19 protein-coding genes and 1 pseudogene are annotated in these 24,385 nt (G+C 71.3%); 8 read left to right on the top strand and 12 right to left on the bottom strand.

Annotation, left to right across the window (positions count from 1 at the left end):
- Nucleotides 1-61: 61 nt before the first annotated feature.
- From K7396_RS01025 to K7396_RS01015, 3 genes are all read left to right on the top strand, one after another.
- The gene (locus K7396_RS01025) at nt 62-772 is read left to right on the top strand and encodes a hypothetical protein (RefSeq protein ID WP_223659531.1); all 711 of its coding nucleotides are present in this window, start codon (nt 62-64) and stop codon (nt 770-772) included.
- The gene (locus K7396_RS01020; RefSeq protein ID WP_152104246.1) at nt 769-2,082 is read left to right on the top strand and encodes a sensor histidine kinase; all 1,314 of its coding nucleotides are present in this window, start codon (nt 769-771) and stop codon (nt 2,080-2,082) included. The genes K7396_RS01025 and K7396_RS01020 overlap by 4 nt, the downstream gene beginning before the upstream one ends.
- Before the next feature lie 171 nt (nt 2,083-2,253).
- Nucleotides 2,254-4,320 carry a SpoIIE family protein phosphatase gene (locus K7396_RS01015; protein WP_223659530.1) on the top strand — a complete coding sequence of 689 codons (2,067 nt, stop codon included), beginning with the start codon at nt 2,254-2,256 and terminating at the stop codon, nt 4,318-4,320.
- A gap of 153 nt (nt 4,321-4,473) precedes the next feature.
- Here K7396_RS01015 and K7396_RS01010 read toward each other — a convergent pair whose 3' ends face one another.
- Nucleotides 4,474-5,118, bottom strand: a complete 645-nt coding sequence (locus K7396_RS01010) for a LysE family translocator (protein WP_152104248.1) — start codon at nt 5,116-5,118, stop codon at nt 4,474-4,476.
- A gap of 302 nt (nt 5,119-5,420) precedes the next feature.
- Complete coding sequence (locus K7396_RS01005; RefSeq protein WP_086721566.1) at nt 5,421-5,714, bottom strand: hypothetical protein; 294 nt, start codon at nt 5,712-5,714, stop codon at nt 5,421-5,423.
- A gap of 191 nt (nt 5,715-5,905) precedes the next feature.
- Here K7396_RS01005 and K7396_RS01000 point away from each other — a divergent pair, with 191 nt between their 5' ends.
- Nucleotides 5,906-6,343: a VOC family protein gene (locus K7396_RS01000; protein WP_086721567.1), complete on the top strand. Its 438-nt coding sequence runs from the start codon at nt 5,906-5,908 to the stop codon at nt 6,341-6,343.
- 73 nt (nt 6,344-6,416) lie between these two features.
- On the opposite strand, the gene K7396_RS00995 is transcribed toward K7396_RS01000, so the two are convergent.
- The 10 genes and pseudogenes from K7396_RS00995 to K7396_RS00950 all read right to left on the bottom strand — a co-directional run bounded on the left by K7396_RS00995 (nt 6,417) and on the right by K7396_RS00950 (nt 19,574).
- Entirely contained in the window at nt 6,417-6,797 is a 381-nt protein-coding gene (locus K7396_RS00995) for a YybH family protein (protein ID WP_223660349.1), read from the bottom strand.
- Nucleotides 6,798-6,842: 45 nt separating this feature from the next.
- Nucleotides 6,843-7,109: pseudogene (locus K7396_RS00990) on the bottom strand (muconolactone Delta-isomerase family protein); the annotation flags it as partial.
- A gap of 275 nt (nt 7,110-7,384) precedes the next feature.
- Nucleotides 7,385-7,957: a GNAT family N-acetyltransferase gene (locus K7396_RS00985; protein ID WP_086721966.1), complete on the bottom strand. Its 573-nt coding sequence runs from the start codon at nt 7,955-7,957 to the stop codon at nt 7,385-7,387.
- 127 nt (nt 7,958-8,084) lie between these two features.
- Entirely contained in the window at nt 8,085-9,488 is a 1,404-nt protein-coding gene (locus K7396_RS00980; RefSeq protein WP_086721967.1) for an amidase, read from the bottom strand.
- The gene (locus K7396_RS00975; RefSeq protein ID WP_086721968.1) at nt 9,475-9,684 is read right to left on the bottom strand and encodes a hypothetical protein; all 210 of its coding nucleotides are present in this window, start codon (nt 9,682-9,684) and stop codon (nt 9,475-9,477) included. The genes K7396_RS00980 and K7396_RS00975 overlap by 14 nt, the downstream gene beginning before the upstream one ends.
- Before the next feature lie 431 nt (nt 9,685-10,115).
- Entirely contained in the window at nt 10,116-11,201 is a 1,086-nt protein-coding gene (gene sbnA, locus K7396_RS00970; protein WP_086716937.1) for a 2,3-diaminopropionate biosynthesis protein SbnA, read from the bottom strand.
- Nucleotides 11,202-11,285: 84 nt separating this feature from the next.
- A complete protein-coding gene (gene sbnB / locus K7396_RS00965; protein WP_174886817.1) occupies nt 11,286-12,323 on the bottom strand; it encodes a 2,3-diaminopropionate biosynthesis protein SbnB in 1,038 nt (345 codons plus the stop codon).
- A gap of 32 nt (nt 12,324-12,355) precedes the next feature.
- Complete coding sequence (locus tag K7396_RS00960; RefSeq protein ID WP_086716935.1) at nt 12,356-15,940, bottom strand: amino acid adenylation domain-containing protein; 3,585 nt, start codon at nt 15,938-15,940, stop codon at nt 12,356-12,358.
- Nucleotides 15,941-15,944: 4 nt separating this feature from the next.
- A complete protein-coding gene (locus K7396_RS00955) occupies nt 15,945-18,494 on the bottom strand; it encodes a Pls/PosA family non-ribosomal peptide synthetase (protein WP_174886818.1) in 2,550 nt (849 codons plus the stop codon).
- A gap of 720 nt (nt 18,495-19,214) precedes the next feature.
- Nucleotides 19,215-19,574: a hypothetical protein gene (locus tag K7396_RS00950; protein WP_086716934.1), complete on the bottom strand. Its 360-nt coding sequence runs from the start codon at nt 19,572-19,574 to the stop codon at nt 19,215-19,217.
- A gap of 570 nt (nt 19,575-20,144) precedes the next feature.
- Between K7396_RS00950 and K7396_RS00945 the strand changes: the two genes are divergently transcribed.
- From K7396_RS00945 to K7396_RS00930, 4 genes are all read left to right on the top strand, one after another.
- Nucleotides 20,145-20,543 carry a DUF6303 family protein gene (locus tag K7396_RS00945; RefSeq protein WP_086716933.1) on the top strand — a complete coding sequence of 133 codons (399 nt, stop codon included), beginning with the start codon at nt 20,145-20,147 and terminating at the stop codon, nt 20,541-20,543.
- A gap of 141 nt (nt 20,544-20,684) precedes the next feature.
- Nucleotides 20,685-21,572 carry a DUF2268 domain-containing protein gene (locus tag K7396_RS00940; protein WP_086716932.1) on the top strand — a complete coding sequence of 296 codons (888 nt, stop codon included), beginning with the start codon at nt 20,685-20,687 and terminating at the stop codon, nt 21,570-21,572.
- Between the two features lie 353 nt (nt 21,573-21,925).
- The gene (locus tag K7396_RS00935; protein WP_086716931.1) at nt 21,926-23,125 is read left to right on the top strand and encodes a CaiB/BaiF CoA transferase family protein; all 1,200 of its coding nucleotides are present in this window, start codon (nt 21,926-21,928) and stop codon (nt 23,123-23,125) included.
- A gap of 74 nt (nt 23,126-23,199) precedes the next feature.
- Nucleotides 23,200-24,366 carry an acyl-CoA dehydrogenase family protein gene (locus tag K7396_RS00930; RefSeq protein WP_086716930.1) on the top strand — a complete coding sequence of 389 codons (1,167 nt, stop codon included), beginning with the start codon at nt 23,200-23,202 and terminating at the stop codon, nt 24,364-24,366.
- The last annotated feature ends 19 nt before the right edge of the window (nt 24,367-24,385 follow it).

Genomic DNA, 24,385 nt, shown 5'->3' with positions numbered 1-24,385 from the left:
CCGCGGTGCGCGGCGCGCATTATGATCCGGAGAGGCTCAGCGCACCACGACGGGAAAAGACGTGCCTCTTCACCGTTCCTTGTCGCCCCCGGGGCTCCGGACGATCTCGCTCGCACTCGCGGCGACAGGCACGGCCGTGCTGCTGAGCGGCTGTACGGACCGCGGCGAGCCGCTGAGTGCCGGCCATACGCCGGCCGCCGCCGCCCCGGTGCGGCTGTGGCCCGAGCGCACGCCGGCGCCGCAGCCCGAGCGCGGCAAGGGCGAGAACCTTCCCGCGGCCGTTCCCGGGGTGCCGCCCGTGCCGTCCGGGGACATCCGAGCGGCGCGTCTGCTCACCGTCGTCAAGGCCCAGACGGCCGCCGGTTCCTCCCTCGGCGGCGGGCCGCAGTTCGACTCCGCCACCATGCGGAGGATCAGGGCCTGTGCCACGCAGCCGGCGCGCTGCCCGGTGCGCACACCCCAGTACCGGGATCTGACGGGCGACGGGAAGGCCGAACTGATCGTCGGCATCGAGACGCCGGACCAGTCGCTGGCCCTGTGGGTCTTCACGCTCGACCACGGGCGGGTCACCCGGATCATGGACGCCGGCGCGACCCCGCTGTCGGTGGAGATCGCGAACGGTGATCTGATCCTGCGGGAGCCCACCGGCACACCCGGCTACGACACCCGCACCGTCTACGCATGGGACCCCCGGACCCGGACCATGGCCCTGCGGTCGATGGAGTTCGACCAGGCGGACTCCGCCGCCCCCGTCCCGAAGCGCACCCCGTGAGCACCGGCCGGCCCCGGACGCGGCGGCACCTGCCCGCCTGGACGGCGACGCTGTACTGGAAGTTCGCCGTCTTCGTGATCGTCATGTGCTGTGTGCTCGCCACCGTCGTCGGGGTGCTGGTGCACGTCCTGGTCGGGCGGCAGACCGAGAGCCAGGCACGGAACGCGGCCCTGGCCGAACTGGACTCCGTCGCGGCCGCGTACGCGGCGGGGGAGCCCCTCGGCCGCCGCGCCGCGGTCGACCCGGCGGACCTGCCCGCCCCGCTCCGCGCCCTGGCCCGGCGCGGCGAGCGCGGCACCCAGCTCGCCGAGCACCAGGGCCGGCCGGTGATGTGGGCCGTCACGCCCGCCGACGGCAAGGCCCTGGCCGTCCCCCTCGACTACACCCAGCGGGCCGCCGCGATCCGCGGGCTGGACCGGGCCATCATCGGCTCCTCGGCCTTCGCCATCGCACTGACCCTTGCCGTCGGGCTGTTCGGCGTCTCCCGTATCACCCGGCGGTTGCACCACACCGCCCAGGTGGCCCGCAGAATCAGCACCGGCGACCTCGACGCCCGGGTGGACGACCCGCATGTCCGCAGTGCCCCCTACGCCCAGGACGAGACCGCGGCCGTGGCGGCCGCGCTCGATGCGATGGCCGCCGCACTGCAGGCCAAGCTGCACAGCGAGCAGCGCTTCACGGCCGACGTGGCGCACGAGCTGCGCACCCCGCTCACCGGGCTGCACGTCGCGGCGGAGCTGCTGCCGCCCGGCCGCCCGGCCGAGATGGTGCAGGACCGTATCCGGACCATGAGCCGGCTGACCGAGGACCTGCTGGAGATCTCCCGCCTCGACGCGGAGGTGGAGCGGGCCGATGTCGAGGTGCAGCAGCTGGGACCGCTGGCCGAGCGTGCGGTACGGGCCACCGGGCTGGAGGCCGAGGTCCGTGTCGAGCGGGACACCCGGGTGGAGACCGACCAGCGCAGGCTCCAGCGCGTGCTGGGGAACCTCGTCTCCAACGCCCACCAGCACGGCCGGCCGCCGGTCCTCCTGACCGTCGACGGCCTCGTCATCACCGTGCGGGACCACGGGGACGGCTACCCCGGCCACCTCCTCGACCACGGCCCGCAGCGATTCCGCAGCCGGTCCGGGAGCGGCCGCAGGACCGGTCACGGCCTCGGGCTGACCATCGCCGCCGGACAGGCCCGCGTCCTCGGTGCCACGCTGCGGTTCTCGAACGCGCCGGACGGCGGTGCCGTCGCCGAACTCGTCCTGACGCCGCCGGTCCCCGGACCGCGGCGCGCACCGTCCGGCGGGGGCGGCGGCTCCTAGCGTCCGCCCCAGGGCCGGTCAGGGGCCCGGCGGGCGCGAAGGCCCTGGTCCCGGGGCCCCGCGCCCGCGGCGGAGTGTCCGCGCCCGGGAGACAAGCGCAGAATGAAGAGAACCGCCCTGCCGTCCGGCGGGCGGGCCGGCCACTTTGCGCGGCGGGTGGAAGGAAAGCCGGTGCCATCAGATCGGCCGAGCGACTCCAGGGCCCGCGGTCCGCTCTGGTCCGAGCCCGGATCGCTGCTGGAGCATGTGGCCGTCGCCGTGTTCGGCATCGATGACGACAACCGGATCTGCTACTGGGGCCCCGGCGCCCGCGACCTCTTCGGCTACCCCGCGGCGGAGGCGCTGTCCCGGCCCGGTGCCCTCCTGCTCCCCGCGCCGCCCGGAGGCGGCCCCGACGCCTGCGCCCGCCTGGCGGAGCGGGGCCGGACCCTCGGCTACTGGCGCGGCCGCCTGCACGCCGCGCACCGGGACGGCACCGCCCTCGACTGCGGATTCCGCGCCTTCCCGGTGACCGGCGCCGGCGGGCATTCGGTGGTCATGGCGCTGGCCAGCCGCGGCGACGAACTGGACCGGGTGAAGACCAACCTCGCCTTCCTCGACGCCCTCTTCGAGACCTGCCCCATCGGCCTGGCCATGTTCGACGAGGAGCTGCGCTACCTCCACCTCAACCAGGCGCTCGCCGACATGAACGGCCTCCCCATCGAGGAGCACCTCGGACGCCGCCTCGCCGAGATCATGATCACCTCGGACGGCGGCGAGTACGAGCGGATGCTGCGCGCGGTCGTCGCGGAGGGCAAACCCGTCGCGGGGGTACGGGTGGGGATGCGCACCCGGGGCCACCCGGACCGGGACAAGGTCCTCTCGGTGAGCTTCTTCCCGCTCACCCAGGCCGTCGGCACCCGCCAGGGAGTGGGCGGCCTCCTGGTCGACGTCACCGACCGGGAGCAGGCCATCGTCGAGGCGACCGCCACCCGGCAGCGGCTGGCACTGCTGAACCGCGCCACCGCCCGGATCGGCACCACCCTGGACGTGCAGGTCACGGCCCAGGAACTGGTCGGGGCCGCGGTGCCGGACTTCGCCGACGCGGCCGTCGTCGAACTCGTCGAGTGGAAGGACGAGCACACGGGCTTCGACCCGGCCCAGCCGGTGGACACCCACCGGATCGCCCACGGCACCGTCCTGCCCCCTCCCGCGACGGAACTGGTCAGCGGGCTGGAAGCCGTGCACTACCCACCGGGCTCCGCCATCCACCGGATGCTGCGGACCGGCCGTCCGCTGTGCGTACCGGTGAACCAGGAGTTCATCGCCCGGACCGTACTGAACGCCGCGCGCGCCCGGCTGCTGGCCGGCAGCGGGCTGGCCTGCCTCCTCCTCGCCCCGCTCATCGCCCGGGGAACCGTGCAGGGCATCGCGGTCTTCGGCCGGTCCGCCGCCCGGCCGGGCTTCACCGAGCAGGACCTCAGCCTGGCCGGCGAACTCGCCTCCCGGGCGGCGCTGTGCCTGGACAACGCACGCCTCTACAACCGCGAGCGCAACATCGCGCTCACCCTCCAACGGGCCCTGCTGCCCACCTCGCTGGCCACCGGCCCGCACATGGACCTCGCCCACCGCTACCTGCCGGGCAGCCGGGTCACCGAGGTCGGCGGCGACTGGTACGACGTGATCCGGCTCCCCGGCGGCCGCGTCGCCCTCGTCGTCGGCGACGTCATGGGGCACGGGGTGTCGGCTGCCGCGGCGATGGGCCGGCTGCGCATCGCCGCCAAGGCGCTGGCCCGGCACGACCAGGAACCGGACGAACTGCTCACGGAACTCGACCAGTGCGCCGAAGAAGCCGGCATCGAACTCGCGACCTGCCTCTGCATCCGCTACGACCCCGCCACCGGAAGCACCCGTATCGCCAGTGCCGGCCACCCGCCGCCCCTCGTCCGCCACCCCGACGGCCGGATCCAGCTCATCGACGACGTCCTGGGGGTCCCCCTCGGCGTCGGCGGCCTCCCCTTCCGTACGACGGAACTCGAACTGCCGGACGCCGCCCTGCTCGTGCTGTACACCGACGGCCTCATCGAGGCACGGGACCACGACATCGACGAGGGCCTCGAAGCCCTCCGCACGGAAGTGGCCCGGCCCCCCGGCTCACTGGAAGCCACGGCGGACCGCATCCTCGGCCGCCTCGTACCCAGTTCGCCGACGGATGACACGGTGCTGTTGCTGGCGCGGGTTCATCGGGCGGAGGGGTGAGGTTCCGGGGCGGCGGCAACCGGGGCGGGGTGAAGAGGGCCGTGGCCCGGGAGAAGGGACTGGGGCGAGGGCCAACGGGCCGGCGGCGGCGAACGGGCTCGGGGCGACAGGGAGGGCTCTTGGCCGGGGCGAATGGTCTGGGGCGAGCCGCGGTCAGTCCGCGCGGCCGGTGGCTGCCACCGTCACGCCCAGACCGATCATCGCGAAGCCGCCCGCGCCGCCGATCATCGACAGCCGGCGCTCGGAGCGCGCGAACCAGTTGCGGGCCGCCGAGGCCGTCAGCCCCCACACGGTGTCCGTGATCAGGCCGATGCCGATCGGCACCAGGCCCAGAACGAGCATCTGGACGGGCACCCGGCCGGCCGCGTGGTCCACGAACTGGGGAAGCACGGCGGCGAAGAACACGATGCCCTTGGGGTTGGTGATGCCCACCAGGGTGCCGTCGGCGATCGTCCGCAGGTCGCCGCGGGCGGGCTGTGCGGGCCGGTCCACCGCACCCACCTTCATGTCCTTGCGGTGCCGGAACGCCTGGACCCCGAGGAAGACGAGGTAGGCCGCGCCGGCCAGCTTCACGGCGAGGAAGACGGCGGCGGACTGCTCGACCAGCGAGCCGAGGCCGAAGGCGACCGCGGCCACCAGCAGATACGAGCCCAGCACATTGCCCAGTACCGTCGCCAGCGCGGTGCGGCGGCCGTGTGCCAGAGCACGGCCGATCACGAACAGCACACTCGGGCCCGGGATCACGATCACCAGCAACGCCATCGCCGCGAACGCCAGCAGTCGGTCGGTCGACACCATGTCTCTCACCTCGGCGACCATTGAATCAGCCGAGCCCCGGGGTGTGACCTCCGTGTCCGGTGGATGGTCACCGACGGCTGACGTTCTTGTGCGGCTGCGGCTGCGGCTGCGGCTGTCGCTGGGCGTGGGCTGGAGCGATCGGTGGGCCGGGGACCGTGACAGTGCTCCGACAGAGCGATCCCCTGGCATCCGCGCACTGACGCGGACCCAGGGGAACGGTCGGCGACGCACCCTCGTCAGGCCGGTGGAACGCGGCAACGGCCGCCTTCCGCCCGGCCGCGAGCCGTGCGAAGGAGGCAGGACTAGGACCCGACCGGCAGCAGGCCCGTGACCGGGGCGGCCATGTCGGTCACCTGGTGCAGTTGGCCGAGGTCACGGAGGTGCTGGAGTTGACCGGTGACCGTCGGCAGCTGTCCCTGGTAGTTGGCGGGGATGGCCGCGACGCCGAGACTGTCGAGCGGACTGAGCACGGACAGCCCCTGCGGGGCCGACTGGGCGGGTGGGGCCACGGGCACGGCCGAGGCGGACGACATCGCGAGGGCGCTGGCGCCCGCGGTCAGGACAAGCGCGGTGTAGATACGTCGAGTGGAGATCACGCTTTCACAAACGGCCCGGGGAGGCGGTGGACACGGGGCTCGTGGGCGACTTCACCCACCCAGAGGAGGCGCGGCCTGCTCGGTGCGGCGAACCGCGGGAGCACCGCGTCAACTTGCTGCATGGCGCCGTGGATCGGATGGGCAGTCGGCGCCTCCGCCCTTCCGGCAGCAGCACGGGGCACAGTGGAGTCATGAACGCAGACGAGAGGGACATTCTGTCCGGCGCGCGCGTGGCGACCAGACTGCCGGCCCAGGACCTGGACCGGGCACGGCGCTTCTACTCCCGGCAACTCGGGCTGGAGCCCGTCGACGAGCGGCCCGCTGGGCTGCTGTACCGGTGCGGTGGCGCGGAGTTCGTGGTGTTCCGGTCGACCGGCGCGTCATCCGGCACCTTCACCCAGATGGCCTGGGAGGCCGACGACATCGAGGCCGTCGTCGCGACGCTCAAGGGGCGGGGCGTCGTGTTCGAGGAGGTCGGGCTGCCGGGGCTGTTGGGCGGCGGGCACACCAGCGACGGCATCGCGGAGATCGAGGGCAACTACCCCAGCAAGGGAGCACGGGGTGAGCGCGGTGCCTGGTTCCGCGACAGCGAGGGAAACCTGCTGGGCATCGGACAACTGGTCGTCTGAGCAAGCACCCGCCCCGTATGACCAGGAGCGTCCCTGGCAGAGCGCGCACCGCATCGGTCTCCGGTGGTCCTGGCTAGGCGGCCGGTGCGAGACGGGAGACCTGGTAGTGGCTGATGCGCCAGCCCTCCTTCGTGTCCTTCACCAGCACGCTCAGGTTGACGACGATCGTGGCTCTGTCGGTGAACGCGAAGTCGACGCTCAGGTAGCCGAGCACGAGGCCGTCGGCGAGCTGCCGGGCTTCGAGAATCCGGTACTCGGCCGTCATCCCGAGCGGCTGGGAGTCGTAGTAGTCGGCGACGCCCTGCCGCCCGACGCTGTACGGGCGCAGCCCTTGGAAGATCGCGTCCTCGGTGAAGTGAGAGGCGACCCGCTGCGGTTCATGCGCGTCGACGGCAGCCTTCCAACCGTCGAGGACGCGGCGCAGGACGGCGTCATGGTCAAGGGGCGCGGCGATACGCACCGCCGGGACAACCGCGTCCGGGCCCGGGTCATTCGGGTGCGGTGACAGCGGCGTCACCGTGTCGTGGCGCCACACCCGCAGCGGCATCGAAGTGAGCACCTGCTCCAACTGCTCGGCGTCGTCCGCCCGGAAGAGTCCCCATGTGCGCCATTCACCGGGAGCGAGCGGGGGACGCCACAGCCGGAGCAGGCTCCCCTGCGCGGTCAATTGCCGTGACCGCACCGCCTCCCGGCTCCGGATCTCCGCCACGGCCTCCTCGGACGTGCCCTCCGGAACGGTGGTCACCATGTCGACCAGGAACTCCATCAGCGGCTCTCCTCGTCCTGCCCTGCCCGAACACTGGAACACCGGAACACTAACGTCGGCCCCGGCCCGCCGGTGATCACTCACGGACACGGCGCGCCGACACTCGCCGACGGTCGATCCCGAGGAGGCGAGCCGCAGAACGACCCTGCGCAGCCCCGCCCAACCAGCGGGTGCAGGTCGCCTCCCCCCCCCCGCACCTCCCCCTCCCGCACCTCCGCACCAGCACCTCCCCACCGGCGCCTCCGCTCCTCCACCAGTGCTCCGGCGCAGGGCAGTTACGGCGATCCGTGCACCGGGTCGGTCCTCCCGGTCCGTATCTGGAGGCGCCATCGCACGTCGATGCCCGACTCACCCGGGGCCTCCGCTCCTTGCGGCAGCGGTACGCGCTCGAACTCGGTGAAGCCCAATCGGCGGGCGACGGCGCCACTGGCGGGGTTGGCCTCGTCGTGGTGGATCTCGATGCGGTCGATGCCCGGCAGCTGCCGTCCCTCCTGCACCAGAGCGGACGCCGCCATGGTGGCCAGCCCCTTGCCCGTTGACGCGGGGTGGAGCCAATACCCGATGTCCAGCCCTCCCGGCCCGATCCGGCGCATCAGCCCGCAGCTGCCGATCACCTCTTCAGCTGAGACGATCGCGTAGTGGTAGGCCTGCTCCGACTCCCACTCCTCCTTGCACCGGGTCAGGAACCCCTCTCCCTGCTTCCGGTCATGGGTGGCCGCAAAGGGCATCCACGGCAGCAGATGAGCGCGTGACTCGGTGATCAGTCGGTCGAGGGCCTCGATGTCGGTGCCACGCCAACGGCGCAGCTCGACCTGGTCGAAGCGAAGGGTCTCAGCAGGCTTTCCCATGACCGGAATGCTCCCTCAGCCCCACCGGAGCGACAACGCAATTGCCCCGGACCGTCCCGGGCCTGCGGCAATCCCGGCCTGGGCCTGGGCCTGGACCGGGGCTTGGGCCTGGGCCTCGGTACGGTCGTCAGGCTCCTGCCACGGCAGACCCCCGGTCGACCACGCCCCGGGCGCACTCGTACGCGTGGCCCGTGCGCAGCAGGGTCGCTTCCGCCAGCGGGCGCCCTATCAGCTGCAACCCGATGGGCAGGCCCGCACGATCGCGTCCGGCCGACAGGCTCAGGGCCGGCAGACCGGTGATGTTCGCCGGGGCAGAGAGGCGGACATAGGCGTCGGGGACGCCTTCCGTGGTGCCGTCGGGCCATTGGACGGTCTGCTGGTCCGTCTTGGCGGCGGTTATCGGCACGGTGGGCGCCGCGAGTACATCGATGCCGTCGAAGAGGCGCAGCCACGCCTGACGCATGAGGGTGCGGGAGCGCTGGGCGCGCAGATAGTCGCCCGCCGAGACCAGCTCGCCGGCCTCCAGGAGAATCCGTACGTCGGGGCCGTAGAGCTCCGGTACGGACCGCAGCGTGCGTTCGTGGTAGGCGGTCGCCTCGGGGACCATCAGGCCCCAGTGGGTCGGCTGGATGTAGCGCGTCATCGGGATCTCGACCTCGACGAGTTCGGCTCCCATGTCCGTCATCTGTGTGAGCGCCTCGCGCACGGCGGCTTCGACCTCGGGGGCGACTCGGTCGAAGTAGTAGTTGACGGGTACTCCGATGCGCAGGCCCGTCATGTCGCCACCGTCCGGCGGCAGCGGGCAGGCGGACGGCACCGCGCGGAGGCTCGCCGGGTCCTGGGGGTCGTGGCCCACCAGTGCGGAGAGGACGAGGGCCGCGTCCCGGACCGTGCGGGTGAGGGGGCCGACGTGGTCCAGCGACCAGGACAGTGCGGTCACGCCGTGCCGGGAGACGAGGCCGTAGGTCGGCTTGAGGCCGACCGTCCCGTTGAGTGCCGCGGGTACGCGGATCGAGCCGCCGGTGTCCGTCCCCAGGGCGAAGGTGGCCTCGCCGGCGGCCACGGCGACCGCCGAACCACCACTCGATCCGCCCGCCACGTGCTCCTGGGACCAGGCGTTGCGGGTCTGAGGTGTTGTCAGCCCGTAGGCGAACTCGTGCGTGTGCGTCTTCCCCAGCAGGACCCCGCCTGCTGCGGACAGTTGCCGCGCCACGGTGCTGTCCGTCTGCGCGAGGTGGCCGGCCCTGACGCGGGAGCTGGCCGTGGTCGGCATTCCGGCGACATCGATCATGTCCTTCAGCCCGAACGGGATGCCGTGCAGCGGGCCGCGGTACCTGCCGTCCGCGATCTCGCGTTCCGCCCGCGCGGCCGAGTTGCGCGCCGTCTCGCCGGCCACGGTGACATAGGCCCCCAGCCGTTCGTCGACGGCGCCGATGCGTTCGAGGACGGACTCGGTCAGCTCCACCGGGGAGAGCGTCCGCTCCTCCAGGGCCGTGGCCGCTTCGGCAAGAGTCAGCTCAAACGGCTGCATCGGCCGCCACCCCTTCGATGCTGTAGGCCGCGGCGGGCGGGGTCTCTCCGAAGTCCAGTTCGCGCAGAGTGCTGATGACGGTGTGGATGTAGTTCGCGGTGGCGGCCACGTCGGTATGGCGCTCGTCCGGCAGCGGGAGCCCGGCGTGCAGCGCCCACCGAGCGACGTCCCCGGCGGTGAGTTCGACGGATGTCATGGAGTGTCCTTGCGGTGTGCGGTGTGCGGTGTGCGGTGTGCGGTGTGCGGAGTAGGGATGAGGGATGAGGGATGAGGGATGAGGGGGCCGGTGTGTGCGGCGGTCCATGGTCAAGTGGAACCGGCATCTCCGTCTAAAGCAAAGACTTTGCGTTAATGAAAGGGTAGGGGATGATGACGCCTAATGCAAACAAGTAGCTTTTGTGGCCGACGGCCCGCGCCACCCCGCCCCACTCCACCCCACCCCATCTCCTCCCTGTCCCTGCCCCTGCATGCCCCGCCCCCGCCGACCGCACGGCCAGGCGGCCGACGGTCAGCGGAGGCGGGAGAGAACGCAGGGCCAGGGAGACGCAGCCGAGGCCGACGTCGGACGGAGCCGAAGCCCGCGCCAGACGGAGCCGAAGCCCGCGTCCGACGCAACCAAGGCCCGCCTCAGATATCGCCCGCCTGCTCCTTGCGCTCCTCGCGCGGCTGGGGGTCGGGTGAACGCCTCGGCGGCGCCGGGCGGGCTTCCGGGGGAGCGGGCAGCGGGCATACCGGGGCGGGCCCGTCCAAGGCCCCGTCGGAGCCGAGCAGTTCCTCGCCGTACAGGTCCTGCACCCAGTTGGCCTGGTAGATGGTGTCGAGGTAGCGCTCGCCCAGGTCAGGGGCGATGGCCACGGCGGTGAGGCCGCGGGTGTCGTGCCGGGACAGCCAGTCCATCGCGCCGCTGACGACAGTGCCCGTCGAGCCGCCGAAGAGGAAGCCGTGCCGGGCCAGTTGGTGGCAGGCGCGGACCGTGTCCGCCTCCTCGACGCGTACCGCCTCGTCCACGAAGGACTCGTCGAGCAGCGGGGGATGGACGCTCATGCCCAGGCCGGGGATCATGCGGCGCCCCGGTGCGCCGCCGAAGGTCACCGAACCCACGCTGTCCACCGCGATGATCTGCACCGGCCGGTGCCACTCGCGGAAGTAACGCGCACAGCCCATCAGGGTGCCGGTGGTGCCGGCCCCGATGAACAGCACGTCCAGGCGCGGGAACCAGCGGGCGATCGCCGGTGCCGTCCTGCGGTAGTGGGCCTGCCAGTTGCCCGGGTTGGTGTACTGGCTCAGCCACACCCAGCGGTCGTCGGAGGCGCACAGATCGCGGACGTAGTCGAGCCGCGCGCCGAGGAAGCCGCCGCTCGCCTCGTCGGCGGCCACGACGTGCACCTGGCTGCCCAGCGCCTCCATCATCAGCCGGGTCGACAGGTTGCAGCGGGAGTCCGTCACGCACAGGAACCGGTAGCCCTTGCTCGCCGCGATCATGCTCAGTGCCACGCCCAGGTTGCCGGACGAGGACTCGACCAGGACCGATTCCGGAGTCAGGGCGCCCTCCCGCTCGGCTGCCTCCACCATTTCTGTTGCGGCCTTCAGTTTGATCGACCCGGCGAAGTTGAGGCCCTCGCACTTGAGGAACAGTGACTGCCCGAAGATCGCCTCGAGGTCGACGTAGAGCTCTTCCTCGTTGAAGGCGTAGGGAACGGTGATGACTGGCATGATGGGTCCCTCCTCTGGAGCAGAGCACCCTCGGAATATCCATCCGACGGCAGTGGCGGGCTCCTCACCTATCCGGGGCCGGGCTCATCCGTACCGGCGCAGTTCGTGGAAGAAGTCATCGATGACCTGCAGTTGTCTCGAGCGGGCGACCTCGTCGTAGACGTACTTGCCGACCGCGAGGTCGAGCACTCCGAGGCCGAACGGGGAGAAGACGGCCGGCCGGTCCGCCGGGATCGTCACCCGTCCGCGCATCACGTCGTCCAGCGTGCCGTGCAGGAAGTCCCGGTTGCCCGTGAGCTGTTCGGTCAGGTGCGGCGACGTGGCGGCGTGGAGGCAGTGCTCGACGTCGTCGACGATGTTGGTGGAGGCCAGCAGGATCCGCGGCGCGAGGTCGCGCAGCGAGATGTGCAGGACCACCGGGTTGTGGGCGAACCAGGAGGGGTCGTCGACATGCGGCTCACCGGCGATGGTGGCGAAGACCACCAGATCGCTCTGACGGATCAGCTCCTCGGCGCTGCGGTGCACGATGATCCGGCCCGCGGTGCCGGACTGCTCCAGGTACCGGCGGAAGCCGGCCGCGCTGTCCGCGGACAGGTCGTGCACGCCGATCTCGTCGAACGACCAGCCGGTGCCCTCCAGGAACGTGTGGATGTAGCGGGCGATCAGGCCCGCACCGAAGAATCCGACGCGCACCGGCCGCGGGCGGCCGCGGCTGAGCCAGTCGGCCGCCGACGCCGCCGACGCGGCGGTCCTGGTGGCGCTGATGATCGAGCTCTCCAGGCAGGCGAACGGGTAGCCGGTGGCCGGGTCGTTGAGGATCAGCACCGCGGATGCCCGGGGCAGGCCGGACGCCACGTTCTCCGGGAAGCTGGAGATCCACTTCAGCCCGTCCACCCGCGCCTCCCCGCCGATGGAGGCGGGCAGCGAGATCATCCGCGACGCGGGGCGGTCGGGGAACCGGAGGAACGAGGACGGCGGGTTCACCGAGTCCCCGGCGCCGTGCAGCCGGTAGGTCTCCTCGACCACGGCCACGAGGTGCTTCTCGCGTCCGTGCAGGGCGGCGCGGACCCGGGCTCCTGAGATCACCGCGAACGGGGGCACGGTGAGCGGCGATTCGGTCATGGCGGACTCCGTTGCGCTGGAGCGGACGGTGTTCACGGGACGGTCACCTCGATGGTCGGTGAGCAGTCGGCCAGGCGCAGCGGCTCGGCCATCGCCACCACCACCTCCCGTGGTCCTGCGAAGGGCTCCCTGCTGTGTGCGGTGCGGACGTTGTCGACGAGCAGCAGGTCACCGGCCTGCCAGGGGCGGCGCACGGTGTGTGCGTCGTAGACCTTGCTGAGCAGCTGGACGGTGTCCTCGGTGAGGGGGTCGCCGTTGCCGTAACGGGTGTTGAACGGCAGCCCGTCGGCGCCGTACTCGTCGATGAGGTACTCGCGCACCTCGGGTGCCATCGTCCACTCGTTGAGGAACGCGATCTGGTTGAACCAGCAGCGCCGCCCGCTGACGGGGTGGCGCACCACGGCGCTGCGGCGCTGGCGGGTGCGCAGTCCGCCGTCGGGCTGCCAGGTGAACTGAATGGCGTGAGAACGGCAGTAGTCCTCGATGGCGCCGCGGTCGTCGGTGCCGAACGCCTCCGACAAGGAGGCGCCGATCTCGTCGTGGTAGCTGCGGTCCAGCAGCCAGCCCTCCCGCTCGAACCGCTCGATGAGCCCCGGCGGCAGCGCGTCGAGCACCGCCGCGGAGTCCGCGACGCCGGTGGCTCCTCCCTCACCGGGGGCGCCGAGGCAGGCGAACAGCATCAGGCCGGGGAACTCCAGCGTGTAGCTCAGTTCGTGGTGCATGCACATCGGCTGGTTCGGCGGCCAGGCGGACGAGGAGTAGACGCCCTCGGAGTGGGTCTTCCGGGGAGCGAAGGACTCCTTCTCCGTCACCGGAAGCAGGCCCATCCGCTGACGGACCGCGCCGACCTCGTCCGGGTGCCGGAGGCCGAGACCGCGGACGAGGAGCGCACCGTGTTCGACGACGGCGGCGCGCAGCGCGTCCCGGTGTTCGGCCACCCAGTCCGCCGCGTCGACGGCGGCGTCGAGCCGCAGCATCGGTGTCCGGCCGGCCGGGGACTCCAGGCCGGGCAGTGAGGTCGGGAGGGAGGAAGCCATCGTGGTGTCCTTTCGGTCGGCGTCGGCTCGGTCTGCTGCGGCGGGGGCCCGGCCGGTGTCGTGCACCGGGGCGCGCCCCTCGGGCCGCGTCGGCGGCGGCGCGGAGCCGGCCGCGGTGCGGCTCTCGACGAGCCGGGCCAGGTCGGCGAGGACCGGATGCTGGGCCAGGTCCCTGGGGGAGACCACCCGCTCCAGGCGGATCGCGACCTTGACGGCCGAGAGCGAGGTGCCGCCGAGCGCGAAGAAGTCGTCCTGGCCGCCGATCCGGTCCGGCGGAATCCCGAGGACCTCGGCCCAGGCGGCGGCGAGCCGCTCTTCGGCCGGTGTGCCGGGCGGGCGGCGGTCGTCCTCGGCGGGGTCGTCCGCGTCGGCGAGAGCGGCCAGCGCCTTCTTGTCGACCTTTCCGTTGGCCGTCAGCGGGAGGCTCTCCCGCCAGTGGAAGGCCGACGGGACCATGTACGCGGGCAGCGACCGGCCCAGCCGGTCCTGCAGCGCACCCGCCTCCAGCGGGCGAGGACCGGAGTAGAAGGCCACCAGCCGCTGCCCCCGGCCGGCCTGTTGGGAGACCACGACGGCACCGTCACGGACCCCGGGCACCCGCAGCAGGGTGTTCTCGATCTCGCCGGTCTCGATCCGGAAGCCACGGATCTTGACCTGGGTGTCCCGGCGGCCGAGGAACTCCAGCTTTCCGTCCGGCCGCCACCGGCCGTAGTCGCCGGACCGGTAGAGCCGGCTGCCCGGACGGTACGGATCCGTGGTGAAGGCCAGCCGGGTGCGCTCCGGGTCGTTGACGTATCCGCGGCCGACGCACACCCCGGAGAAGACGATCTCGCCGGGGGCACCGAGCGGCACCGGGGACAGATGCGCGTCCACCAGGTAGAGGCGCACGTTGTTGACGGGACGGCCGAGCGGGATCCGTTCGCCGTCCGGGACCCGGTCCATGACCTCGTGATTGGTGTCGTCGGAGGTCTCGGTCAACCCGTAGGCGTTGACCAGCCTGATCCGGGGCGCGGCCGCGAACCAGCGCTCGACGAGCTCCTTCTTCAGCGCCTCGCCGGTGACCGACACACAGCGCAGGGTAGGCAGTTCGCGGGGGTGCTGCTCCAGGAAGGACAGCACGACGTCGAGGTAGGACGGCACCACCTGGAGCACGTCGGCCCGGCCACCGTCGATGGTGTCGAGGAACCGCCCGACGTCCAGGACGGCCTCCTGCTCGACCAGCAGCGTCCGCCCGCCGACCAGCAGCGCGGACAGCAGCTGCCACAGGGAGATGTCGAAGCACTGCGGCGCGGTCTGGGCGACGACCTGCCCCTCACCGATCTCCAAGTCGTCGATCTTGGCGTAGAGGTGGTTGAGCATGCCCTCGTGCTCGCACATCGCGCCCTTGGGCTCACCGGTGGAGCCGGACGTGAAGAAGACGTACGCGAGGTCGTCCGGGGCGACGGGCACGCCGGGGTCGCTCTCGTCCGGGCTTCCCTCGCACGCCGCGTCGATGAAGAGCCGCCGGACCCCGGGCAGCGACTCCAGGGCCTGGTCGAGGGTGGCCGTGCTGCCGGGTTCGGTCAGCACCAGCCCGCACGAGGCACGGGAGAGCATCGCGGCGATCCGGTCGGCGGGGAAGTGCGGTTCGACGGGCAGGTACGTGCCTCCGGCCTTGAAGACCGCGAGGACGGCCGCCGGCCAGTCCAGAGTGCGTGCGGTCACCACCGCGACCACGTCCTGCCGACGCAGTCCGGCGGCCCGCAGGGCGTGGGCCAGCCGGTTGGCGCGGGCGTTGAGCTCCCCGTACGTCCACCGCCGGTCGCCGTGCACGGCCGCGACGGCGTCCGGGTGCGCCCGTACACGCTGCTCGAACAGCTCGTGGAACCGGTACTCCGGCAGCGCCCGGTGCGGGCCGGCGAGCGCTGCGAGCTGGAAGCGCAGTTCCTCGGTGGACAGCAGACTCTGCCGCCCGTGCGCCGCCTCCGGGCCGGCGGCGAGCAGGGTGAGCGCGGTGAGGTGGTATCCGGCGATCCTGGCGGCGGCGGCCTCGTCGAGCACCTCGGTCCGGTACTGCAGCCGCAGCAGGTCCGCGCCGTCCTGGCGCACCACCGCCACCCGCAGCACCGCGCCCTCGGCCGCGCCTCCGGCACCGGTCGGGTCGAACGCCGTCTCGGGCAACGGAGCGGACGGCTCCGCGGCGTCCCCGGGGCCGTCGCCCGGGGAGCCCGGCCGCGCCGTAAGCCGGGAGACGGCCTGATGCGTGTCACGCACCAGCGACCGCCACGACTCGCCCGCGGCCGACAGCCGGCAGGGCACCGGACCGCCACCCGCCACCGGGACGTATCGGGTCGCGACGCTCTGCTCACCGCTCAGCGCGCCGAGCACCTTGGCATGCGCGGCCAGCAGCACCGAGTCGCGCGCGACGCCCCACTCCCGTGCCCACCGCTCCAGCGCCGGCAGCAGATCCTCGGGCAGCCCCGCCTCGTATACGGCGGTACCCGGAACCGGGGTACGGGTCCAGCGCGGCACCGTGGCGAACCCGCCCGCGGCGGCCACCTCGTGGCGCGGGCCCACATCGTGCTTCAGAGGCGTGGTCATCGCGCTACCTCCACTCCCCGCCGTCGCCCCGGCCGATCTGCCGGGCCGGATTTCCTCCCCACCGCGCACGCGGCGGGAGGACTTCGCCCTTCATGAGGAAGGAGTCGGGGGCGAGCACGGCGCCGTCGCCGATCGCCACCCCGTAGTGCACGAAGGCGCCGACCCCCAGCGTCGCTCCGGGACCGACCGTGCTGCGGTCGGACTTGAAGGCGCCGTCCTCCTGCGAATGGCACTGGACGACGCTCCCCGTGTTGAGCGTGCAGCCGTCCCCGAGGGTCACCATCGTCCGCTCGGTCAGATAGCAGCCGTCGTCGAAGACCCGGCGGCCGGTGCGGACCCCCAGCATCCGCCAGATCAGGCTCTTGAACGGAGTGCCGTCGAACAGCCGCAGATACGTCTCCGACGGCACCTTCCAGAAGCGTTCCCGCTGCCAGAAGCGCTGGTCGTAGATCGAGCAGAACAGCGGGCCCGTGGGGTGGCAGGCCGTGACGGCGCGCTCGACCAGCACGTAGTACACGGCCGTGAACAGCACGACCAGGACGTTGGCCAGCGCGATCGCCGCCGCGCCGAACGGGGCGTAGAGGTCGGCGGCGGCCGAGACGAGCAGGGTGACCAGGAAGAAGTAGATCCAGCGGACCAGCAGGTACCAGCCCATGGTGACGACATTGTGCCTGTTCTTGGCGGGCAGGCGGTGACGCAGCTGCTCCTCGCTCTTCAGCCCGTCGAAGCTGCTGTCGCGCCGCACCGACCGCGGAATCTCGAAACTGGGCGAGCCCAGCAGCCCCACACCCTCCCGGACCTCCCCGTCGACGGGGACCATCACCTTCGTCGCGAGCAGGCAGTTGTCGCCCGTCCTGCCCCGCGACGGGTAGGCGATCCGGTTCCCGAGGAAGTTGCGGGGCCCGATCGACGTCCGCGCGACCCGGAACGACGTGCTGGAGTAGTCGGCGTTGTTGACCGACAACCCGTCGGCGACCATCGTGCCGCTGCCGACGGAACTCAGGTACGGCGTCTCGTGCTTGACCTCGGTGCCGAAGTTCGACCCGGTCTGCTCGATCCGCGAGAGGTCGTACCCCAGGCACCGCAGGTAGTGGACGACGCAGGAGCTGTCACCGAACAGCCGCATCAGGGACCGCCGGTTGGTCAGGAACGTGATCGCCCGGTGCGCCCCGTAGTGGAAGCCGTACAGGGGATAGACCCTGCCCGGTGTGATGGTCCGGTTCAGCAGACGCGGCACCGTGACCATCAGCAGGAGACCGAGCGGAAGGGCACCGAAGAACACGACGAGCGAGAACGCCAGGGCGTCGGCGTAGAACGTCCAGGTCGTCAGGGCCGAGGGCCCTGGCTCCAGAGCGGCGGCGAGCTGCGGCGCCACCGCGAGCAGGAGACCCACGGCCCCGATCGCCAGCGGCACGTACACGAGGAGCACGGTCAGCAACTGCACGAGGCTGTGCAGCACCCGCCGCGCGGCACCGCACGCGACCGGGCCCACCGCCTGGTAGTCCACATCGGTGCGTTGCGCCGGTGACCCGTGCCAGCGCTCGCCGTCGGGCACCGCCTGTCCGCTGTGCAACGAGGAGGCGTGGCCGAGCTGGGCCGCCTCGCCCAGCGCGGTGTCGATGTCGAGCACGGTGGCTTCGCAGACGACCGCGTTCCTGCCCAGCGTGACCGTGCCGGTGCGGATCACCCCGTCCTGCGCCCGATAGCCGGTGAAATACACGTCCTTGCGGATCAGGGCGCCGTCGCCGACGGCGAGCAGATCCGTGCACAAGGGCACGTTCCTGGAGAGAATCACGACGCCCCGCCCGATCCTCGCGCCCAGCGCCCGGAGATACAGCGCATAGAGCGGCGAACCCACGAACAGGACCATCGGGTCGGAACGGACCAGCGTCTTGACGATCCAGAGACGGACGTACGCCAGGCTCCAGACGCGGATCTGCCGCGGCTTCCACCGGCCGATGAGGACCCACTTCACCAGGACCGGGAAGACGCACAGCCCCATGAAGCCCGCCGCGCCGAACAGTACCGACCGAAGGTACACGTCACCCAGGCCGGAGCCGGCGGATATCCAGGTGTAGCCCCTGGCGGCCACGAACGCGACGAGGTACGAGTACCCGAGGAACGCCAGGAGTTGCAGCGCTCCGCACAGGACGTAGCGGGGCGTGCCCGTCGGAGCCGACGGTGCGGGGGCCGATGATTCACCGGGGGCGGCGGGAGCGGAGGCCGGCGGTGCAGTGGGGGCGGCGGGCACGGAGGCCGCGAGCGCCGTCACCAGGCTTCGGATCGTCGGATGCCGGTAGACGTCCTTCATCGATATGGAGGGCAGATCCGCGTGCTTCCTGACCCGCGCGCAGAACTGCGCCATCACCATCGAGTCGGCGCCCAGGTCGTCGAAGAAGTGGCTGTCGGCCGACACCTCACCGACGCGCACGACATCGGCCAGCACCGCGGCCAGAACCCCCTCGACTCCGGCCGCCGGGGCGGCGATCGCGCCCCGGACCGTGGGGGAGGCCCCCAGATCAGGGGGCATCGCTTCGAACGACTTTCCCGTCATGTGTGCTCCCTCGGGAAGTTCCGGCCGCCGTCGTCCAGTGCCCTGGCACCGAGCGCCTTTACCTGTTCCGGCGCCAGCCCGAGGGGGCGAACCGAGCGGTGGGTGGGGTGTCGGCACGGACGGCGAGGCCGTCGGCGGGAGGTCCAGTCCCGATGTCGTCTGCGCCCGACACGAGAGACGGTCAGAGATCACAACCTTCGTTCGATGCTAGCGTGGGAATCGGGCAAATACATTTTGGAAATCTTTTCTCGATTGCGTCACCCATTTGGCGCTCTGATGGGAGACAATTTCCCTCCGGGAGTTTCTGCGTTGACGTCCCGCGCGATTCACTCGAATGGGGGTATGCGGGCGCCATCCCTTTCTTCCGCGAGCAAGTAAACCTCTCTTGATAGAGGGCATGACCTGCGCATTTCTGGTGACGTCGTGATGGATTAACGGCGATAGCGGGGCCTTGGAATGCCGTCCGTGATGCTCCACGAAGCCGCGCTCTGGTGGTGTTCCAGGGATTGCGGAAAGAAAGCCAGGTTGCGGAGAATGTCGGGCGATGCCTTCGGGGGAATCTCGCTATCGGTGGCGAAGGTTACGCCGGGTAATAACGCGCTCTGGAGGCTCGCACGGGCGATGCCACGACAAGGGCCGGGTGCTGTGCACGCGGGTTGCGTCGTGTGCACAGCACCCGGCCCGGGGTTTCTCAGGGCCTGGTGGCTTCGGCCGTGGGACTTACAGGGCGGCGGGCTGGCCGAGCCCGGCGTAGTACGTGTCGACCTCGGTGAGGTAGGCCGCTTCGGTGGTCTGGCTGTCGAAGCTGAAGCGGGGGGCGGCCTTGATCTCGTCCCTGGCATGGGTGACCGTGACCGTCCTGGAGGCCGTGTCGATGGCGCGCACGATGCCGGCGGGGACCAGGAGGCTCTTGCCGAAGACCCACACGCTGGTGTCGACGATGAGGTGCTGCCGGCCCGGCTCGTTCATCTGACGCTCCACTTGCCCCAACGTCCCGTCGGGGGTCTCCACGGTGAACCCCGTCAACGGCTCGTGCCCCTGGTAGCCCACGTCTGCCGGGTACGTCCAGATGTTCTTCATGACGGTCGGTTCCTTTCTCTCAGCACTATCGGGCCGGGGCGGCTCCGCGAGGTTGACCGCCGCCGCGACGCCACCCCGGCTCGTCACCGTGCCCTACCCAGGTAACAGAACGTCACACGCGCCAGCATCTAGAGAGGGGCCGAATCAGGGACGGAGGCGACTCGGATTCCCTGCGGCGGACGAACCCGTTCCAGGGCTGCCACCTGCGGTTTCGTGCGCGTGCGCAGGCGGTGGAGGAGAGGAGCCGGCAGGTTTTGTCGGGGTGAATCCCTTTCGGGTCCGATGCGCTGGGTAAGCGCAGGGAAGCACGGCACGCAGCGAACACCGCACGAGGCCACGGCCACACGGATGGGGTGCGGCCCATGCGGCAGCGGGACACGATCGGTGAGGGAGGAGCGGGGGAGTGGAACACGGCCCGATCGAGTGGTTCGGGGATTCGGAGCGCGCGCGGCGGGCACGCTTCCCGGCCACAACACCGGTGCGCGAGCCGGCGCCGCTCGGAGTGGCGGCGCTGCCCGCCGTGACCGATGTTGGCCGTCGTGACCGTGCCACCTGACGTGAGGAGAGCCCGTGACCGCCGAATTTCCCGTACCCCAGACCGGTCCTCTCGCCCCGGAGACCGAGGTCACCGAACCGCAGGCCGAACTGCCCGGCCCGCAACCGGAGCCCACCGCCCACGGTCACCTCACCCGTGCACAACTGACCTGGCTGGCCGACGACGCACGCTGGGAGGTCGCCGTGGTCCTCTACGGCGTCCCCGCCGACGAGTGGCCCGCCACGGAACTGCCCGGACCGCAGGTGCCCACTCTCACCGCACGCGGCAAGGCGCTCGCACGCCTGGGCTACGTCCAGAACGGCCCTCGCGCCCACTACTGGGAGTGGGCCGAATGCCAGGACGGCGACCACGCCCCCGTACAGCTGATGGCGCACACCGAAGTGCACCCCACCGGCCCGGCGGGGATCCGGTGAGGGGAAGGGAAGCGAGCGGAGCGTGGGCGAGGGGAGGGCGCGGACGGCGTCGGCCTCGTCCGCCGTACTCCCGATGCGCCCGCTCCGGCCCCGTCAACGCGGTTGACTCTTACGCAACGTGAAGACCTACGGTCCCGAGTCATGAAGATTGTTGTTCATGACACGGCGTCCGCCATGCTCGATCTCCTGCGGCGACCGCGGGAAGAACGGCCCGACGCCCTGCGGGAGATGTACCGCCCGCTCCAGAACGTGATGTCCGTGGCGGGTGAGATGGACCTGGTCCGCATGCATGAGATGGGCTGTGGTTTCGCCGTCGACCGTGAGGACCCGCGGTACGTGCCCGCACTGCGCCGGATGCAGGACGCGGATGTGTGGACCCGGATCGAGGCTGCTCTCGCCGCCGGGTGGGAGCGACTCCATGGTGCGGTGCCCGGCATCAGGCACGCCGAGACCGTCCATGTCGTCCTCGTTCTCGGCGATCCCGACGACGAACAGCTCGTCGTCCGCAGTGCCGGCTATCTCGGCATGGGCGGTATCCCCGGCGCGATCCACCTGACGATGTGGCCCACCGACACCAGCCTGCGGAAGATCGGCCATGCCGCGGCACACGAGCTCCACCACAATGTGCGCTACGCGAACGTGGCCTGGGACCCGACCACCGTCACGGTGGGGGAGCAGGTGGCCGCCGAGGGATTGGCGGAGGCCTTCGTACGGGAGCTGGCCGGCGAGGAGGCCATGGGGCCTTGGTCGACGGGCCTGACCGGCACCGCGCTGGACCGCGCCTACGAGAAGGTCACGGCCGCGATCGACGTGGCCGGGATGCCGAACCTGCCCCCGTACGTCTTCGGCGATGCCACGGCCCGCCGGATGGGTCAACAGCCCGTGGGATTGCCGGACTTCGCCGGGTACGCGGTCGGACTGCGCATCGTGGACGCCCACCTGGCCGCCTCGGGCATGACCGCCGCGCAGAGCACCGCCCTGCCCGTGCGCGAGATCCTCGTCAATGCCGGTGTGCCGACCCGCGTGTGAGTCCTGCGAACGTCGCTTCCGCCGTGGCGTGCGGGATACGAGCTGTGAGCAGCGGGACGTTGTCCGGTGGTGCCATGGAGTTCCTCGGGGTTCCTTTCGAGGCCGCGGGGACGGCACCAGCACCATCTGCCCTCAGCAGTTGCTGTTCCCTTCACGTGGCATGCGCTTTCATGAGGGCACTGCCGTACACGCGAGCCCCCACCGTACGACGGAAGAACCCGGCCCGGCCGGGACACCGCACAGGAGCCGAACCGCGCAGCGCACCGAAACCGGAGTCGGAGTCGAAGCCGTAGTCGTAGCGGAACCGATGTCGCCCCGCCTCGCCGCCGCCCGTCCAGCCTGGAGGTCACCGTATGACCGGACCCACCGAAGAACTGCCGCTTTCCGGCATCACCGTCGTCAGCGTCGAGCAGGCGGTGGCGGCCCCGTTCGCCACCCGCCAGCTGGCCGATCTCGGTGCGCGGGTCATCAAGGTGGAGCGCCCCGGGGAGGGGGACTTCGCCCGCCGGTACGACACCACGGTGAAGGGCGAGTCGAGCTACTTCGTGTGGCTCAACCGGTCGAAGGAGTCCCTCACGCTCGACCTCAAGTCGGACCGGGGGCGGGACGTCCTGGAACGCCTGCTCGCCCGGGCGGACGTCTTCGTGCAGAACCTGGCGCCGGGCGCGGCCGCCAGGATGGGCCTGGACGCCGAGTCCCTGGCGGAGCGCTTCCCGTCGCTGATCCCGTGCTCCGTCTCCGGCTACGGATCCACCGGGCCATGGGCCGACCGGAAGGCGTACGACCTGCTCGTGCAGTGTCAGACGGGCCTGGTCTCACTGACCGGGAGCGCGCGGGAGCCGGCCCGGGTGGGGGTGTCGGTCGCCGACATCGCCGCCGGTATGTACGCCTACTCGGGCATCCTCACCGCGCTGTTCACCCGCGCGACCAGGGGCGTGGCGCGCGCCGTGGAGGTCTCGCTGTTCGAGGCGCTGGCCGAGTGGATGAGCCAGCCCGCGTACTACACCTCGTACGGCGGAACCCAGCCCCCGCGGATCGGCACCCAGCACGCCACCATCGCCCCGTACGGCGCCTATACCGCGGCCGACGGCAAGGACGTCCTGTTCTCCATCCAGAACGAGCGCGAATGGGCCGCCCTGTGCGAACAGTTCCTGGAGCGCCCCGGCCTCGTCGCGGATCCGCGCTTCGCCACCGGCTCCGACCGCGTGGCCCACCGCGACGAGCTGAACGCGATCGTGGCCGAGCGGTTCCGTAGGTCGGACAGCAAGGAGGCGATGAGGCTGCTGGACCAGGCGCGCATCGCCAACGCCGGGGTCAACGACGTCGCGGAGTTCCTCGCGCACCCGGTGCTCAGCGGCCGGGACCGCTGGCGGGACGTGCGGCTGCCCGCCGGGGACAGGGTGTCGGCGCTCCTGCCGCCGGCGGACCTCGCCGGCACCGTGCCGCGCATGGACGCCGTCCCCGCAGTCGGCGAGCACACCGCGGCGATCCTCGCCGAACTGGGCTACCGCACCACCGAGATCGACGGCATGCGGGCCGACCACGTCGTGTGAGGGCCGCCCCTACGGCATCGGACACGGGGAGGGAGTCCCCACCCCTTCCAGCCCCCAGCAAGGAGCGCTACGGCATGAGCACTCTCGACATCCTCTCCGAGGACGAGCAGTCCATCGTCAGCACGGTGCACGACTTCGTCGACAAGGACGTCAAACCGGTCGTCCGGAAACTCGAACACGCCGACACCTACCCCGAGGCCCAGATCGAGAGGATGAAGCAGCTCGGCATCTTCGGGCTCGCCGTTCCGGAGGAGTACGGCGGCACCCCGGTCTCCACCCCCTGCTACGTCCTGATCACCGAGGAACTCGCCCGCGGCTGGATGAGCCTGGCCGGCGCGATGGGCGGACACACCGTGGTCGCCAAGCTGCTGCTGCGCTACGGCACCGAGGAGCAGAAGCGCCGCTACCTCCCGCGAATGGCGACCGGCGAGATCCGGGCGACCATGGCCCTCACCGAACCCGGCGGCGGGTCCGACCTCCAGGCCATGCGCACCGTCGCACGCCGGGACGGCGACGACTATGTGATCGACGGCGCGAAGACCTGGATCACGAACTCCCGGCGGTCCCGGCTGATCGCCCTGCTGTGCAAGACGGACCCGCACGCCACGCCCGCGCACCAGGGCATGTCGGTCCTCCTCGTCGAGCACGGGCCCGGACTCACGGTCTCCCGCGACCTGCCGAAGCTCGGCTACAAGGGAGTCGAGAGCTGCGAGCTGTCCTTCGAGGGCTATCGGGCTCCCGCCGGCGCGGTACTGGGCGGCGAGGTGGGCAAGGGATTCGCGCAGATGATGAAAGGACTGGAGACCGGCCGGCTCCAGGTCGCCGCCCGTGCGCTCGGGGTGGGCCGCGCGGCGCTGGAGGACTCCTTGGCGTACGCACAGGAGCGGGAGTCGTTCGGCAAGCCCATCTGGCAGCACCAGGCCGTCGGCAACTACCTCGCGGACATGGCCACCTCGCTCTCCGCGGCACGGCACCTCACCCTGCACGCGGCGCGCGAGGCCGACGCCGGCCGCCGGGTCGACATGGAAGCGGGTATGGCCAAGCTCTTCGCCTCGGAGACCGCCATGCAGATCGCCCTCAACGCCGTCCGCATTCACGGCGGTTACGGATACTCCACCGAGTTCGACGTCGAACGGTACTTCCGAGACGCCCCACTGATGATCGTCGGGGAGGGCACCAACGAGATCCAGCGGAATGTGATCGCGAGCCAGCTCGTGAAGCGCGGGGGGCTCGACGGCTGAGGGCGCGCGGGTTTACGGG

Source organism: Streptomyces angustmyceticus, assembly GCF_019933235.1.
Taxonomy (GTDB): domain Bacteria; phylum Actinomycetota; class Actinomycetes; order Streptomycetales; family Streptomycetaceae; genus Streptomyces; species Streptomyces angustmyceticus.
Note: the sequence above shows the minus strand (reverse complement) of the source record. Positions and strands in the feature narration are given on the sequence as shown.